The organism is Pseudomonas sp. H1h (genome assembly GCF_000633255.1).
In the GTDB taxonomy this organism is placed as follows: Bacteria; Pseudomonadota; Gammaproteobacteria; order Pseudomonadales; family Pseudomonadaceae; genus Aquipseudomonas.
This window is the reverse complement of sequence record NZ_AYMJ01000002.1, coordinates 167,805-182,587: the sequence shown is the minus strand read 5'-3', so window position 1 is coordinate 182,587 and position 14,783 is coordinate 167,805. Positions and strand designations below refer to the sequence as shown.

Below are 14,783 nucleotides of genomic sequence, written 5' to 3'. Positions count from 1 at the left end.
GTCACCTTCCTTTTGAGCAGGCCGGACCTAAAAAACCATCCTGAATAAAGAAACCTGCCAGATACCGCTATAGATGCGGTCGATTCTGGAAGATTCAAGCGTCGGAGAGTTGATTCAGGTCAGGCAAGTCTAGAGGGTGAGCCAGATCAGGGAGGCGAAACGGCCGGTGCGCGACGCACGGCGATAAGAGAAGAAGCGTGGATCGGTCACGGTGCAGAAACCACCGCCATAAACAGCAGTGACACCCCGTGCAGCCAGACGCAGGCGCGCCAGCAGGTAGATGTCGGCCATGAACTTGCCAGCATTGTGGCTTGGGACGAAGGCGGATGCCGCTTCAGCGAGTTGATTGACGAAGACTTCCCGTACTTCCGGGCCGACTTCAAAGGCTTTCGGGCCGATGGCCGGACCGAGCCAGACCAGTACTTCTGCAGCGGGAACATCCAATGTGTCGAGCGTGGCTTCGAGCACGCCGGCCGCCAACCCGCGCCAACCGGCATGAGCCGCCGCCACGCGAGTGCCTGCACGATCGCAGAACAATGCCGGCAAGCAATCTGCCGTCATCGCTGCGCAGGCAACGCCCGGGGTGTCCGTCCAACTGGCGTCGGCGGTAGCTACCACGCCCGGATCAGCATGGGCCACGGCAATCCCGTGCACTTGCTGCAACCAGGCAGGCTGTATAGAGAAGTAATCGGTCAGACGCCGGCGATTCTCGGCCACAGCCTCTGGACGATCATCAACATGATCGCCCAGATTGAGGCTGTCGAACGGCGCCTCGCTGACACCGCCCTCGCGGGTGGTGACACAGGCCTTGACGCTGGCCGGCGCGGGCCAGTCCGGCGTCAGCCAGTTCATCCGATGAATGCCTCGCGATCCTGCTTGAGCAGGGTCAGCAGCCAGACGAAGTCTTCCGGCAGCGGCGATTCCCAGCTCATGCGCTCACCGGTCGTCGGATGATCCAGTTCGAGGAAGCGCGCGTGCAGGGCCTGACGCGGGAAATGCTTGAGCGATTCGACCATCGTCGGGTTCGCCGCCGGCGGAATGCGGAAACGACCGCCGTACGCCGGATCGCCGACCAACGGGAAGTTGATGTGCGACATGTGCACACGGATCTGGTGGGTGCGACCGGTTTCCAGTTTCACCCGCACATGGGTGTGCGAACGGAAACGCTCCAGCACGCGGTAGTGGCTGACGGCAGGCTTGCCGCCTTCCATCACCGCCATGCGCTGGCGCTGCTGGCCGTGACGACCGATCGGGGCGTTGATCTTGCCACCGGCCGTCACCACACCGATCACGATGCACTCGTAGATCCGGCTCACGCTGCGACTCTGCAATTGAGTAACCAGCTTGGTCTGCGCCTGAATGGTCTTGGCTACCACCATCAGACCGGTGGTGTCCTTGTCCAGACGATGCACGATACCGGCGCGCGGGACATTGATAATGTCCGGCACGTGGTGCAACAAGGCGTTGAGCAAGGTGCCATCAGCGTGGCCAGCAGCCGGGTGCACCACCAGGCCCGCAGGCTTGTTGATGACCAGGATGTCGACGTCTTCATAGACGATGTCGAGTTCGATGTCCTGGGCGATCCACTCGCCCTGGGCTTCCTGCTCGGCAGTCAGCTCAAGGATGGCACCGCCATGCACAATGTCGCGCGGGCGGATGACCGCCCCGTCCACAGTCAGGCGACCTTCTTTGATCCAGGCGGAAAGGCGCGAGCGTGAGTGCTCAGCGAAGAGTTGGGCGGCGACTTGATCGAGGCGTTGGCCGCCCAAATCGGACGGCACCTCTGCGCGAAGTTCAATTTTATCGGACATGCTCTGACTGGGCGTCGGCACAGCCTTTGGTTTCGGCTGCGCGCTTGTGGTTAAATACGGCGTCTTTTGCCCCGAGGCTTTTCAACGGGGCGCTCATCATAACAGGACGGCCCCGCCCAAGACAGCGGCCGTCATAGGGACGCAAGCCGCCATGCAAGTGAAACACCTGCTGCTGATCGCCATCCTCGCATTGACCGCTGCTTGCTCATCGAAGGAAGTCGTAGACGAAAACCTGAGCGAAGCCGAGCTGTACCAGCAGGCTCAGACCGATCTGGACAACAACAGCTATACCAGCGCCACAGCCAAGCTGAAGGCTCTGGAGTCGCGCTATCCGTTCGGTCGCTACGCGGATCAGGCACAGCTTGAACTGATTTATGCCAACTATAAAAACTCCGAGCCGGAAGCTGCCAAGTCCGCCGCCGAGCGTTTTATCCGTTTGCACCCACAGCACCCGAACGTGGACTACGCCTACTACCTCAAGGGCCTGACCTCGTTCGACCAGGACGTCGGCCTGCTGGCGCGCTTCCTGCCGCTGGACATGACCAAGCGTGACCCGGGCGCCGCTCGCGACTCGTACAACGAGTTCGCCCAGCTGACCAGCCGCTACCCGAACAGCCGCTACGCGCCGGACGCCAAGCAGCGCATGATTTACCTGCGCAACCTGCTGGCGGCCTACGAAATCCACGTAGCGGACTACTACCTGACCCGTCAGGCGTACGTGGCTGCCGCCAACCGTGGCCGTTACGTAGTAGAAAACTTCCAGGAAACGCCATCGGTCGGCGACGGCCTGGCAGTAATGACCGAGGCTTATCAGCGTCTGCACCTGGACGAACTGGCTGCCACCAGTCTGGAAACCCTGAAGCTCAACTACCCGAACCATCCAAGCCTGAAAGACGGTCAGTTCGTGCCTTCGGTTGCCGAAGCCGACAACCGCTCGTGGCTGAGCAAGGCCACTCTGGGCCTGATCGAATCGCGTCCACCGCTGCCGCCGGGCGAAACCCGCGCCAACCAGGACGTGCAGAAGCAGTTCCAGGACGCCAAAGACGCGATCCCGAACGAGCTCAAGCCTAAAGACGACAATGGCGAAGTGATCGAAGAAGAACACCAAGCGGCCGGCAACAACGACGACCGTTCGTGGTTCAGCTACATGACCTTCGGCGTGTTCGACTGATCACACCGGCAGCACAAAAAGGGAGATCTGCGGATCTCCCTTTTTTATGGCTGCGCGTTAATAGTCTGTGCGCCTGCCGGCTCCTTGGCTAAACTGCCGAATCATTAGCCGAAAAGCCGCTCATCATGCTTCGTTTACTGTTCTGGATTGTCCTGATTTTCGCTGCGGTCTGGCTGTGGCGCAAATTCAAGGCGCCCGCCTCGTCTGCACAACCGCCGCGCGAGCAAGACGCGGCGCCGATGGTGCGTTGCGCTCATTGCGGCGTGCACCTGCCCCGCGACCGCGCCCTGAACCTTCAGCAACAGTGGTATTGCAGCCAGGCTCACCTTGAGCAAGGCCCGGGTGCCAGTGATCGCTGAGGCCGCCAACGCCGACAGCAAACAGGCCCAGCGCCTGCTGCGCCTTTATCATCTCTACCGTTTAAGCGTCGGCATCACACTGGTGCTGCTGATCTCCAGCAATATGGACAACCGCCTGCTGACGTCGGCCGACGACGATCTGCTGCGCAGCGGCAGCTGGTTGTATCTGGTGTTGAACATCCTGCTGGTAGTGTTTCTGGAGAACACCCGGCGTCCGGCGCAACTGTTCAGCCTGGCGCTGGTGGATGTCCTGCTGCTGTGCGGCTTGTTCTACGCGGCGGGTGGGGTGGCCAGCGCGATCGGCAACCTGCTGATTGTTTCGGTAGCGATTGCCAACACCCTGCTACGCCGGCGCATCGGCCTGTTGATTGCCGCCATCGGCGCGCTCGGAATTGTCGGTTCAAGCTTCCTGCTGAGTTTCAGCCATCCCCTGAGCGCCAATGACTACCTGCAAGCCGGCACTCTTGGTGCCTTGTGCTTTGCGGCGTCGTTGCTGGTCCAGGGCCTGGTTCGGCGTCTGGAAGTCAGCGAGCACCTCGCCGAACAGCGCGCCAGCGAAGTCATCAGCCTCGAAGCCCTCAACGCCCTGATCCTGCAACGCATGCGCACCGGCATTCTGGTGCTCGACGAACAACGCCGGGTGCAACTGGCCAACCACAGCGCCAAAAGCCTGCTGTCCCAGTCGCACCTTGAAGGCCATCTGATCGACGACTACTCCAGCGCGCTGGTCGATCGCCTGCAGTTGTGGATGAACAATCCGACCCTGCGCCCACAGAGCCTGAAAATTCCCGGCAACGGCCTGGAGCTGCAACCGAACTTCATCGCCCTCGACCAGAGCCCCAACCAGCAAACCCTGGTGTTCCTCGAAGATCTGGCGCAGGTCGCGCAGCAAGCCCAGCAGCTCAAGCTCGCCGCCCTCGGGCGCCTGACCGCCGGCATCTCCCATGAAATCCGCAATCCGCTGGGCGCTATCAGCCACGCCGCGCAGCTATTGGCTGAGTCCGAGGAACTCGACAGCGCGGATCGGCGTCTGACGCAGATCATTCAAGACCACTCCCAGCGCATGAACCGAGTCATCGAAAACGTTCTGCAACTGTCACGTCGCCAGCAGAGTGCCCCGCAACGGCTGGATCTCAAGCCGTGGCTGGAACAGTTCGTCGCCGAGAGCCACGAACAGGCGACTGATCGGCAGTTGATTCATTTGCGGATCAATTCCGGGGACTTCGTCACGCTGATGGACCCTGGCCAGCTCACGCAAATTCTCGACAATCTGTTACGCAATGGCTGGCGCCACAGCGCCCTGCTGCACGATCCGGCCGAAGTCTGGCTGGCGCTGTTCATCGATCCTGACAGCCAGCTGGCAGTGCTCGAAGTCCAGGACAATGGCCCCGGCGTACCATTGGATCAGCAACCGCATCTGTTCGAACCGTTCTTCACCACCAGCAGCCAAGGCACCGGCCTTGGGCTTTATCTGTCCCGTGAGCTGTGCGAAAGCAACCAGGCGCGCCTAGACTTCAAACCACGCCAAGGCGGCGGCTGCTTTCGCATCACCTTTGCTCACGGACGGAAACAAAGTTGAACACGAGCCCACGGCAAAAAATCCTTATCGTCGACGACGAGCCGGATATCCGCGAACTCCTGGAAATCACCCTGGGACGGATGAAACTCGACACCTTCAGTGCACGCAATCTCGGCGAAGCGCAGGCGCTGTTGCAGCGCAATGCGTTTGACCTGTGCCTGACCGACATGCGCCTGCCGGACGGCACGGGGCTGGAACTGGTGCAGCACATCCAGCAACGCTATCCGCAAGTGCCGGTGGCGATGATCACTGCATACGGCAGCCTGGAAACCGCGATCAACGCCTTGAAGGCCGGAGCCTTCGACTTCCTCACCAAACCGGTTGATCTCACCCGCCTGCGCGAGTTGGTCAACACCGCGCTGCGCATGCCTGTCGCCGGCGGCAATGTCACCTCGATCGACCGACGGCTGCTGGGTGACTCGCAACCGATGCGCAACCTGCGTAAACAGATCGACAAGCTCGCCCGTAGCCAGGCACCGGTGTACATCAGCGGCGAATCCGGCAGCGGCAAAGAGCTGGTCGCGCGGCTGATCCACGAACAGGGACCGCGCAACAATCAGCCGTTCGTGCCGGTCAACTGTGGGGCGATTCCGTCGGAGCTGATGGAAAGCGAGTTTTTCGGCCATCGCAAAGGCAGCTTCACCGGCGCCATGGAAGACAAACCGGGCCTGTTTCAAGCCGCACAGGGCGGCACCCTGTTTCTCGACGAAGTGGCGGATCTGCCGCTGTCGATGCAAGTCAAACTGCTGCGGGCGATTCAGGAAAAAGCCGTGCGCAGCGTTGGCGGCCAGCAGGAAATAGTGGTCGATGTGCGCATTCTTTGCGCAACCCACAAGGATCTGGACGCGGAAGTCGCCGCCGAACGCTTTCGCCAGGACCTGTACTACCGGTTGAACGTGATCGAACTGCGCGTGCCTTCCTTGCGCGAACGGCGCGACGACATCGAGGTACTGGCCGCGCATATGCTCCAGCGTCTGGCCAGCGGTAGCGGCCAACTGGCAGCACGCCTGCACCCACAAGCACTTGAAGCGCTAAAGAGTTACCGCTTTCCGGGGAATGTGCGGGAACTGGAGAACGTCCTCGAACGTGCGCACACGCTGTGCGAAAACCAAATAATCGAGGCCGAAGACTTGCGCCTGAGCGAAGGCAGTTGCGCGGTAGAGGGCGGCATTGCCGACCTGACACAGATCGACAACCTTGAGGATTATCTGGAGAACGTCGAGCGCAAGCTGATTCTGCAGGCGCTGGAGGAGACTCGCTGGAACCGCACGGCGGCGGCGCAGCGGTTGAGTCTTTCATTTCGGTCGATGCGTTATCGGCTGAAGAAACTCGGTCTGGATTGAGGGCCCCTTCGCGAGCAAGCCCGCTCCCACATTTGATCTTTGTCGTTCACAAAATCCAATGTGGGAGCGAGCCTGCTCGCGAAAGCGGTCTGCCAGGCTCAACAGAAATACCTGACTACATGCGGCCCTCTGGCGCATACGGCGCAGGATCAATAATCGGCGCGCGCCCCAGCATCACATCGGCGAACAACTGGCACGACGCCGGCGCCAGCACCAGCCCGTTGCGGTAATGCCCGCAGTTCAGCCACAGGCCATCAAAGCCCGGCACTCGCCCGATGTAAGGAATCCCCTCCGGCGAACCCGGGCGCAAACCGGCCCAATGCCCCACCACCTCGGCATCCGCCAGCGCTGGCAGCAACTCGACCGCCGAAGCCTTGAGACTCTCCAGCGCCACATCGGTCGGCGTCTTGTCGAAGCCTTCATGCTCCAGCGTACTGCCGATCAGGATGTGCCCGTCTCGGCGCGGAATTGCATAACGCCCCTTGGCCAGAACCATGCTCGGCAGAAAATCCGCCGCACATTTGTAGAGAATCATCTGGCCTTTGACCGGTTCGACCGGCAGCGTCAGGCCGAGCGTCTTGAGCAGATCGCCGCTCCACGCACCAGCAGTCAGTACAACCTGATCGCCGTTGATCAGGCCCTTGGACGTCTCAACGCCAACCACGCGCCCGCCTTCACGGACAAACCCGCTGACCTCGCATTGCTCGTGAAGGGTCACGTTAGGCAGTGCCTGCAATGCCGCTTTCAGCGACTTCACCAGCCGTGGGTTTCTGACGTTGGCCACATCAGCCATGTAGATCGCCCGTGAGAACCCGCCGCCCAGCACCGGGACGGCGTCATGTGCCGCCGAGATATCCACAGCCCGCAGCGGACGCTGCTCCCGTTCGGCCCAGGCCAGTGCGTCGGCTTCATCGTCCAGGTCCAGCCAGTACAGGCCCGTGGTGTGCACTTCAGGATCAACGCCGGTATCAGCAAACAATCGCTCGCCGAGCTGTGGATAAAAGTCCTGAGACCAATGCGCCAGCGCGGTGACCGCCGGGCTGTAGCGCCACGGGTACAGCGGGGAAACGATGCCACCTCCGGCCCAGGACGATTCCTGGCCGACGCTCGAGCGATCCAGCAGCACCACGCTGCGCACTTCGGAGGCGAGGTTGTAGGCGGTCAGCAGGCCAATCACCCCGCCACCGACAATCACCACTTGCTGTTGCCTGGTCATGTTTGATCCAACCGTAAAAAAGACAGTGGGCGCAAAAGGCGCCTGAAAGAAAGTACCTCAGCGGCCCCAGCAATCCTTGGTGGTCAGCCCGGTGGTAGCGTTGTTCATGCTTCTGACGCCGGTGTTGGTCAGGGTGAAGTCCCCACACTTGTCGGTCGCCATGGTCGTGCCAGCCTTGCGGGTGGCGGTCAGCAGGAAGGTCTGGTCAGCGATCGTCGGGGTGATGGTGTAGAAGTCATTGCCCGTGCTCAAACCGGTAATGCCGGTGTAGACGTTGCTCTTGGTATAGAAGCGTTCAAGGATCTGCGCCTGCTCCGAGAGCAGCGAGACCACCTCGGCGCGACGGCCCTTTTTCAGGTACTCGGTGTAGCTCGGTGCAGCGATGGTGATGATGATCCCGATGATCGCAATCACGATCATGATTTCGATCAAGGTGAAGCCTCGGTTGAATCTGCGCATGCCTCAAACTCTCACTTACTGTATTTGTCGCCACATGATACGACGGCTGCCACCGCCACCCTTTTCCACCAGAGTGGTGATGTTGCCGCTGGAATCGTTGACTATCTTGCGCGTCGCGCCATTGACGATGGCATTCAGGGTTGGAATGCCGCCCGTAAATATCACACCACTGGAAATCGTGTCGTTACTGTCGACCACACCATCCCCGTTAGTATCGAGCACCGCGTAGTTGAGCATCTTACCGCCGAACGCATCGAGTTCGACCAGTTTGCCCGTACCGAAACTGGCACACGGGTCGGTGGTGTCAACTCCCGCAGTCGTAAACAAAATGCGTCCGAGCACCAGGCTGGCCTGATTGATCACCCGCTCACCGACCAACGCGTTGTTATACACGAGCGGCAGATACCACCCCTTCTCTGCCGGATAGGTCGTGTCGTTCTGAGTGGTCGTGGCATATTGTCCTGAACTACCGGTGAACACCCCGGTCACCGCCTGCGCCTGCAGACTGCTGACGGTCAGTTGGCCGGAACCGCCGTCGGCGTCCCACACCGAATAAAACGCCTGCAGATCCTTGTTGGTCTTATCGGCTGTTTCGTTGAATTTTCCGGTGCCGACGAATACCTGTTTGCCCCCCAGCGCATTGTCCGCCAACAGCGGCTGCGCCGTGATCGGCTGAGTCGCCCCGCCGGCCGTGGTGAACAACGGCTTGCCGGAAAATGCCACACCCCAGCTGTCGGTCGTGGTCGCGCTGAGGTCGAATTTCCACAAGCGCCCTTTCAAATCTCCACCGTAGGCAGCCTGCACCACGTTCGAGGAGTTGACCTTGAGCTTGACCGACGACAGGCCATTGGTGGTTTCGGTGCTGTCGATCACGATTTTCTTGATCAGCGAACCGTCACGCACATCCAGCACATACAACGCCGCCACACCCGAGTTGCTGCCATAACCATTGGCGATGAACGCTGCCCAGCGGCCGTCGGCCAAGCGTGCCACTTCCGGCCGTGCATAGGCGTAACCCAGATCATTAAAGGCATTGGCAATGTTGGCGGTGGCGGGTGCGCTGACCTCCCACAGGGCACTGAGCACATTGCCGGCCGAGGCGTCGAACAGCTGCAATGCATAGAAGGTCTTGCCGCCGGCACCGGAGCCACCAATGGCCAGGGTTTTCCAAGCGTTATTGAGTTGCGCGTCATACACAGCGACCTGACCGTCCACCAGAAACTTGTGGCTGACGCCGTTGATGTAAGCAGGGTCGGCAATCAGCCGCAGCGACGGCAGCACACTGGAAGGCATGTAGGCATAGCGCCGGGTGCCGTTGGCCGAGTTGATCACGTTGACGAAGCCGTCATTGGCATTCACCACCAGGCTGGGGTTCATGTTTGCCGCTTTGGTGGTCAGGTAAGTGGTGTAGGTGGTGTCACCCGACAGGTCGGAAGCGGTTTTGTCGCTGGGCGAAGCCAGCACCAGCGGCGAGTTGATGATGTCTCCGAGCAATACGCTGCGCACCCTCAGGCCGCTCTTGTTGGTGCCCTTGCTCCACTCCACCAGATCACTGCCGCTGATGCCGGTGGGCAGGCTCTGACTGAGCGAGGTCTGCTGGGCAGCAGAAAAATTGCCGTAGGCCAGGGTTATGGCGGTGTTGGTGGTGGTGTTCCACGCTTGATAGATCGGCGCAGTGGCGCCCGGAACGATGGTGGTGTCGGTGGTCCACAAGGCTACCGAAGTATTCACCACGCCGGCCGCGGTGAAACCGAAGGATTTGATCGTGCCACGCCAGTCCTTGGGGTCGTAGCTGGTCTGGAAATAACTGGTGCCACTGGCCAGCGTGGTGCCGCTGGTAACGCCACTACCACCTGAGCCGGCCTTGGAGGTGATGTCGCTCAGCGCCGAGGACAGTGCGGTATTGAGGCCAGTGCTGTCGGTCGCCTGGTAATACTTGCCTTGCCCATAGCTGGCGGCATCCGAGAGCATGTCGTTGTCGGCCGTGAACCCGACGGTGTAGGTGTTCATGTTCTGTTTGGGAAAATCCGCCGAGCTCCAGCTCTTGCCGGCGAGGTCAGTGCCTGTCGAACGCATGTCGATGTCGAACGCGAACTTGGCGATGTCATCCAGGTACAACGTGTCCCCTTCGTTGTCGCCATTGAGGTTGTTGCCGTCATTGTTGATGCCATCCCAGTTCGGCAGACGACTGCCGCCCAGCGGGTCGTTACTCGGAAAGGTGCGGTCGTAGGTCGGCAGGCCATCGGTGATCACCACGCCGTAGTTTTTCTGGCAGCGGTACTGGATCGGACTGGTGTAAGTGGTTGGTGTGCTGTTGTAGTAGGGCGCCATGCCGCGCATGTAGCGGGTGATTTCATAATAGGTTTCCGCCAGCGGCGTGTTGGCCACGGCACCCAGCGCGTTGATCGAAGAAATCAGTGCGTTGTAGTTGGCGTCGGCCTGCGCCTGGGTCACGCTGCCGGAGACCGGCGACAGGTCGCTGATGGCACGGGCGATATAACCGCCATTGCCGGGGTTGTTGCTGGTCACCGGATTGAAGGTCGACAGACCGATGCGCAAGGTACGGTTACTGGCGACCAGGGCGTTGGACACATTGCGCGCGACGTTGATCCGGTAGTCATTGGGGATCGAGCCCGTGGTGAAGTCGCGGTTGCTGCCATTCGCCAACCCGACCAGATAGGCGATGTAGTCCCCGGTGTAGCGCGTGTTGCCGCTGCCGACCGGGTCCGGCAGCTTCAGGCACTGCGGCACCAGGCTGTTGTTGTAGAAGGCAAAGGCGCCGCCGGAGCAACCAGCGGTCGGCAGATTCGAGAGAAACACCGGGTCCCCGGTGATGGCCGTCGAACTCAGGCACAGCCCGAGCAAGGCGTTACATTGCCGGGCTGGTGTGCGAGTGACGTTCGGATCGAATCCCGTCGCGTAAATGATGCTGTTCATACTGCCGGAATCATCAATCAACAACATCACGTTGGGCGGAACCGCCGCCGCACTCAGGAGTGGCGAATCAGACGGGGTGAACGCATACGCCGGCGCCGCCAGATACAACCCCAGCAGCAGGCCCGTCAACAGAGTCCAGCAGCGCTCAATACTTCGCATAGACACTCTCCACCACACTGCGCGAAGTGCCGGCGATACCGACCGCGGTGACCCGATACAGCGTGGCCGAGGTGTTGCTCGGCACGTTCACCGCCGTCAGGGTAGTGCCGATGTTCTGTACACCGTAGAAGCCGTTGCCGGCGGCGATCCACGTCACCCCCGAGGTCGAGTTCAGCCCTGCTGCGCTGACCAGCGAAGACTCGGCCGGCGGCGCACACTGTGTGGCGTTGGCGCACACCGCCAGCGAATAACTGTCGAGCTGCACCGCACTTTCCCCGATACGCAGCGCGGCCTCGGCAGTCTGGAACGACTGATTGCGCAAACTGACACTGCCGGCCATTTTTTCCTGCAGGTTGGCGCTCTGCATCGAAGACAGCCCGACCAGTGTCAGCAATAACAGGAACACCAGACTGACCAGCAGCACCATGCCGCGTTGCGCTTGCCTCTGGTGCAAAGAAATCCTCATCGTCTCGGCCCTCACTGCAAGCGGTTGCGCAAAGCGGCAACCACGTTGAAGGTTTGATTGGCCACCCGGTTGTTCGGGTCGGTGAGGGTCAGGCTCAAACGCACACTGCGGATACGCGCCGGATCGCTGGGGTTGCTGCTGTAAGAGGACGCCGCGACATCGGTGGCGGACGTGGCCAGACCGAACATGACGGTGAACGTACTGACGTTGTTCACCAACACTTGTTGGGCCGGGGTGCCGCTGCCGGTGCCCATGAGGATCTGGTTGTTGCTGAAGCTGTAGATCAAACGGCGGATTGGAAAGGCGACCTGCCCGCTCGCTGCGGCCCGCAGCCCGGTATAGGCCGTGGCGCTGTTACGGCAATCGGAGACCACCGTCCACGTTGGTGTGCCGCCATTGCCGCCAACATCGGCGGTGACCAGGGTCAGCTTGAGGTTGCTGTTGTCCCAACTGATCGGGGTGATCTGCGCCGCATTGAAATCCCCCGCAGAACTCGCGTCGGTAATGGTGCCAAGGCAGCCGAACATGCCGACCATGCGCAGTTCCTGAATCATCTTGCTCAGCACAAAACGTGCGTCTTCCTGCATCGCTGCCGCCGTGTTCTGGCTGACGTAGGTGTTTTTCGCGGCGAGGAACGTCTGCACCACACCCAGCACCACGATCAGCCCGAGCGCCAGGGCGATGAGCATTTCGATCAGGCCGAAACCACGGTTGGAATGCTTCATGGCGTGGCCACCGGATCGACCGTGGCACGACTGCTCAGGACGAAACTGCGCGTGGTGCCCGTGGCATTCGCGGCCCGTGAGTCATTCCAGTTGATGGTGATGGTGTACACCCGCTGATTGAGGGTGATGGTGCCGGTGGCGGTCGGCCCGCCGAAATTGACGATGTTGGTGGTGAAGTCGTAAAGGTCCTGATCGCGGGCGACACTGAGGTTGCCCGAAGTCGGCGGCGTGACCGTGTAATCGGCGGCAGCGTTGGCGCGGATGCGGTCCATCATGTCGTAGGCGATGAAGCTCGCCTGGCTGGTCATCCGCGAGCTGTCGGTGTACTTCAGCGCATTCAGTTGAACGGCTGCCGCGCCCAATATTCCGACAGTCAGAATCAGCAACGCGACCAGTACTTCGATCAGCGACATGCCCTCCTGTGCTTGCGTACTCCCTGCCCTCATCCGCAACTTCCACCCAGTTGAATTCGTCCGTTCAGACACACGTTCAGCGTCCTGCTTTGCGTTCCCAGCACGTAACTGATGACCACCGCCGTCGACGGTGCCGCCAGACCGCCCAGATTGTTGAAATCCAGCGCGGTCACTCCTGAGGGTAGCGTCAGAGTGGCGCCGCTGCTCATCGCTGGAACAACCCGCAATACATTGGCCGGTGTGCCAGTACTGTCGTAGACCGACAACTCGCCGGTCCACACGCTGCCACCGGCGCTCGGCCGCAGCCGCGTGACCACGCCGCGATCGATCGCCTCCAGCCGCGCATAGTTGATGGCGCGTTGCAGGTCGCCCATTTCGGTGTCGGCCTTGCTGCTCTGGATCGAACGGGTGAACCCCGGCACCGCCAGGGTGATGAGGATCACCAACACGGCGACCGCGGCCAGCAGTTCGGGCAGCGTGAAACCTTTTGTACGATGATTCATCGATGCCCTCCGTTGCCGTCGGCTATACCTGCCTCTACAAACTAGAACATTCAACCGGCCTGCGCCGGTTGATTTGCCCTGCCCGGCGCGAGGATTGCGTCTGGCCTCATGCTTCAGGGAGGAAGTGTTCATGCCGCAACAGGGTTTCAGTCTGATTGAATTGCTTATGGGACTGGCGATTGGCGCGATTGTTCTGGCACTGGTCAGTCCGGCGTTTGCCGCCTTCACCGAATCGACTCATCGTGACCAGGCGGCCCAGTCGTTGCTCGACGGCATTCGCAATGCCCGCACGCAAGCCATCACACGCAATCAGAACGTGGTGATCCACAGCATCGACGGCGACTGGAGTCAGGGCTGGCGAATCATTCTGGACATCAGCGGCAAAGGACCGCAGGACCGCGACAATCCCCTGCTACAGGAACAGGCAAGTGATGCGCGAATACCGATTGTCGGCAATTGGGCGGTGAGTCGTTACGTGCGGTTCAGCGGTCTGGGGCAACCGCTGATGCCCGGGCGGGCATTTCAGGCAGGAACGTTACATCTCTGCTCGGCACACGAGCCGGTCAGCCAACTCCAGGTGGTGCTGGCGGCGACCGGTCGGGTGCGCCTGACCCGGGAAAAAACCGGACAGGCGCTGTGCGAGAAAGCGAAAAGCGTCAAATCGAGCGAACGCGCAGTTCTTTCGGCATCGAGAACGTGATGTTCTCTTCGCGTCCGGCCAGTTCATCGGCACCGGTCGCGCCCCACGCCTGCAATTGCTGGATCACGCCGCGCACCAGCACTTCCGGCGCGGAAGCACCGGCGGTGATACCGATACGCTCGACACCATCGAACCAACTCTTCTGCAGGTCTTCGGCACCGTCGATCAGGTAGGCAGGCGTCGCCATGCGCTCGGCCAGCTCTCGCAAGCGATTGGAGTTGGAGCTGTTCGGGCTGCCCACCACCAACACTACATCGCATTCGTCGGCCAGTTGCTTGACCGCGTCCTGACGATTTTGCGTGGCATAGCAGATGTCGTCCTTGCGCGGACCGCCGATGGCCGGGAAGCGCGAACGCAGGGCATCGATGACTCGGCTGGTGTCGTCCATCGACAGGGTCGTCTGGGTAACAAACGCCAGTTTCTCCGGGTTGTGTACCTGCAACTCGGCGACGTCTTTCTCGTCTTCGACGAGGTAGATCGCGCCGCCATTGCTGGCGTCGTACTGGCCCATGGTGCCTTCGACTTCCGGGTGACCGGCGTGGCCGATCAGGATGCATTCGCGGCCGTCGCGGCTGTATTTCGCGACTTCGATGTGCACTTTGGTGACCAATGGGCAAGTGGCGTCGAAGACTTTCAGGCCACGGCCTGCAGCCTCGGTACGCACGGCCTGGGATACGCCATGCGCACTGAAGATTACGATGACGTCGTCCGGCACCTGATCCAGTTCTTCGACAAAGATCGCCCCGCGACTGCGCAGGTCTTCGACAACAAACTTGTTGTGCACCACTTCATGACGCACGTAGATCGGCGGCCCGAAGACTTCCAGGGCACGGTTGACGATTTCGATCGCCCGGTCCACGCCGGCGCAGAAGCCACGGGGGTTGGCGAGTTTGATTTGCATGCTGTGCCTCGTGTCTTGCGCGCGAAAAAACAGTGAATAAC

General features: G+C 60.9%; 15 protein-coding genes. 5 read left to right on the top strand and 10 right to left on the bottom strand.

Annotated elements, in window-relative coordinates:
- Window positions 1-129 precede the first annotated feature (129 nt).
- Together pgeF and rluD are read right to left on the bottom strand one after the other, a co-directional pair.
- Entirely contained in the window at window positions 130-852 is a 723-nt protein-coding gene (gene pgeF / locus U862_RS0101650) for a peptidoglycan editing factor PgeF (RefSeq protein WP_025108802.1), read from the bottom strand.
- Complete coding sequence (gene rluD, locus U862_RS0101645) at window positions 849-1,811, bottom strand: 23S rRNA pseudouridine(1911/1915/1917) synthase RluD (protein WP_025108801.1); 963 nt, start codon at window positions 1,809-1,811, stop codon at window positions 849-851. The genes pgeF and rluD overlap by 4 nt, the downstream gene beginning before the upstream one ends.
- Window positions 1,812-1,962: 151 nt before the next feature.
- Between rluD and U862_RS0101640 the strand changes: the two genes are divergently transcribed.
- From U862_RS0101640 to U862_RS0101625, 4 genes are all read left to right on the top strand, one after another.
- Window positions 1,963-2,982: an outer membrane protein assembly factor BamD gene (locus tag U862_RS0101640; protein ID WP_025108800.1), complete on the top strand. Its 1,020-nt coding sequence runs from the start codon at window positions 1,963-1,965 to the stop codon at window positions 2,980-2,982.
- 125 nt (window positions 2,983-3,107) lie between these two features.
- Complete coding sequence (locus U862_RS0101635) at window positions 3,108-3,341, top strand: PP0621 family protein (protein ID WP_025108799.1); 234 nt, start codon at window positions 3,108-3,110, stop codon at window positions 3,339-3,341.
- Window positions 3,331-4,920: a PAS domain-containing sensor histidine kinase gene (locus tag U862_RS0101630; protein ID WP_025108798.1), complete on the top strand. Its 1,590-nt coding sequence runs from the start codon at window positions 3,331-3,333 to the stop codon at window positions 4,918-4,920. The genes U862_RS0101635 and U862_RS0101630 overlap by 11 nt, the downstream gene beginning before the upstream one ends.
- Window positions 4,917-6,263 carry a sigma-54 dependent transcriptional regulator gene (locus U862_RS0101625; protein ID WP_025108797.1) on the top strand — a complete coding sequence of 449 codons (1,347 nt, stop codon included), beginning with the start codon at window positions 4,917-4,919 and terminating at the stop codon, window positions 6,261-6,263. The genes U862_RS0101630 and U862_RS0101625 overlap by 4 nt, the downstream gene beginning before the upstream one ends.
- Window positions 6,264-6,378: 115 nt before the next feature.
- On the opposite strand, the gene thiO is transcribed toward U862_RS0101625, so the two are convergent.
- From thiO to U862_RS0101590, 7 genes are read right to left on the bottom strand one after another with little or no spacing between them, the layout of a single operon-like run.
- Window positions 6,379-7,479: a glycine oxidase ThiO gene (gene thiO / locus U862_RS0101620; protein ID WP_025108796.1), complete on the bottom strand. Its 1,101-nt coding sequence runs from the start codon at window positions 7,477-7,479 to the stop codon at window positions 6,379-6,381.
- Between the two features lie 57 nt (window positions 7,480-7,536).
- Window positions 7,537-7,938, bottom strand: coding sequence for a type IV pilin protein (locus U862_RS0101615; protein ID WP_025108795.1), 402 nt, complete (start codon window positions 7,936-7,938; stop codon window positions 7,537-7,539).
- A 15-nt stretch (window positions 7,939-7,953) separates the two neighbouring features.
- Complete coding sequence (locus tag U862_RS0101610) at window positions 7,954-11,034, bottom strand: pilus assembly protein (RefSeq protein WP_025108794.1); 3,081 nt, start codon at window positions 11,032-11,034, stop codon at window positions 7,954-7,956.
- On the bottom strand, window positions 11,021-11,500 hold the full coding sequence (locus tag U862_RS0101605; RefSeq protein WP_025108793.1) for a PilX N-terminal domain-containing pilus assembly protein: 480 nt from the start codon (window positions 11,498-11,500) through the stop codon (window positions 11,021-11,023). The genes U862_RS0101610 and U862_RS0101605 overlap by 14 nt, the downstream gene beginning before the upstream one ends.
- 11 nt (window positions 11,501-11,511) lie before the next feature.
- Complete coding sequence (locus U862_RS0101600; RefSeq protein ID WP_025108792.1) at window positions 11,512-12,225, bottom strand: PilW family protein; 714 nt, start codon at window positions 12,223-12,225, stop codon at window positions 11,512-11,514.
- Entirely contained in the window at window positions 12,222-12,671 is a 450-nt protein-coding gene (gene pilV, locus U862_RS0101595; RefSeq protein WP_025108791.1) for a type IV pilus modification protein PilV, read from the bottom strand. Before pilV ends, U862_RS0101600 begins: the two co-directional genes overlap by 4 nt.
- Entirely contained in the window at window positions 12,668-13,141 is a 474-nt protein-coding gene (locus U862_RS0101590; protein WP_025108790.1) for a GspH/FimT family pseudopilin, read from the bottom strand. Before U862_RS0101590 ends, pilV begins: the two co-directional genes overlap by 4 nt.
- A gap of 130 nt (window positions 13,142-13,271) precedes the next feature.
- On the opposite strand from U862_RS0101590, the gene U862_RS0101585 reads away from it, so the two are divergent.
- The gene (locus U862_RS0101585) at window positions 13,272-13,841 is read left to right on the top strand and encodes a GspH/FimT family pseudopilin (RefSeq protein WP_025108789.1); all 570 of its coding nucleotides are present in this window, start codon (window positions 13,272-13,274) and stop codon (window positions 13,839-13,841) included.
- Here U862_RS0101585 and ispH read toward each other — a convergent pair.
- Complete coding sequence (gene ispH, locus U862_RS0101580) at window positions 13,798-14,742, bottom strand: 4-hydroxy-3-methylbut-2-enyl diphosphate reductase (RefSeq protein ID WP_025108788.1); 945 nt, start codon at window positions 14,740-14,742, stop codon at window positions 13,798-13,800. The two genes, U862_RS0101585 and ispH, sit on opposite strands and share 44 nt — an antisense overlap.
- Between the last annotated feature and the right edge of the window lie 41 nt (window positions 14,743-14,783).

Coding starts and splice junctions, on each gene's coding strand:
- pgeF (WP_025108802.1), bottom strand. CDS start 852: ATGAACTGGCTGACGCCGGACTGGCCCGCGCCGGCCAGCGTCAAGGCC.
- rluD (WP_025108801.1), bottom strand. CDS start 1,811: ATGTCCGATAAAATTGAACTTCGCGCAGAGGTGCCGTCCGATTTGGGC.
- U862_RS0101640 (WP_025108800.1), top strand. CDS start 1,963: ATGCAAGTGAAACACCTGCTGCTGATCGCCATCCTCGCATTGACCGCT.
- U862_RS0101635 (WP_025108799.1), top strand. CDS start 3,108: ATGCTTCGTTTACTGTTCTGGATTGTCCTGATTTTCGCTGCGGTCTGG.
- thiO (WP_025108796.1), bottom strand. CDS start 7,479: ATGACCAGGCAACAGCAAGTGGTGATTGTCGGTGGCGGGGTGATTGGC.
- U862_RS0101615 (WP_025108795.1), bottom strand. CDS start 7,938: ATGCGCAGATTCAACCGAGGCTTCACCTTGATCGAAATCATGATCGTG.
- U862_RS0101610 (WP_025108794.1), bottom strand. CDS start 11,034: ATGCGAAGTATTGAGCGCTGCTGGACTCTGTTGACGGGCCTGCTGCTG.
- U862_RS0101605 (WP_025108793.1), bottom strand. CDS start 11,500: ATGAGGATTTCTTTGCACCAGAGGCAAGCGCAACGCGGCATGGTGCTG.
- U862_RS0101600 (WP_025108792.1), bottom strand. CDS start 12,225: ATGAAGCATTCCAACCGTGGTTTCGGCCTGATCGAAATGCTCATCGCC.
- pilV (WP_025108791.1), bottom strand. CDS start 12,671: ATGAGGGCAGGGAGTACGCAAGCACAGGAGGGCATGTCGCTGATCGAA.
- U862_RS0101590 (WP_025108790.1), bottom strand. CDS start 13,141: ATGAATCATCGTACAAAAGGTTTCACGCTGCCCGAACTGCTGGCCGCG.
- U862_RS0101585 (WP_025108789.1), top strand. CDS start 13,272: ATGCCGCAACAGGGTTTCAGTCTGATTGAATTGCTTATGGGACTGGCG.
- ispH (WP_025108788.1), bottom strand. CDS start 14,742: ATGCAAATCAAACTCGCCAACCCCCGTGGCTTCTGCGCCGGCGTGGAC.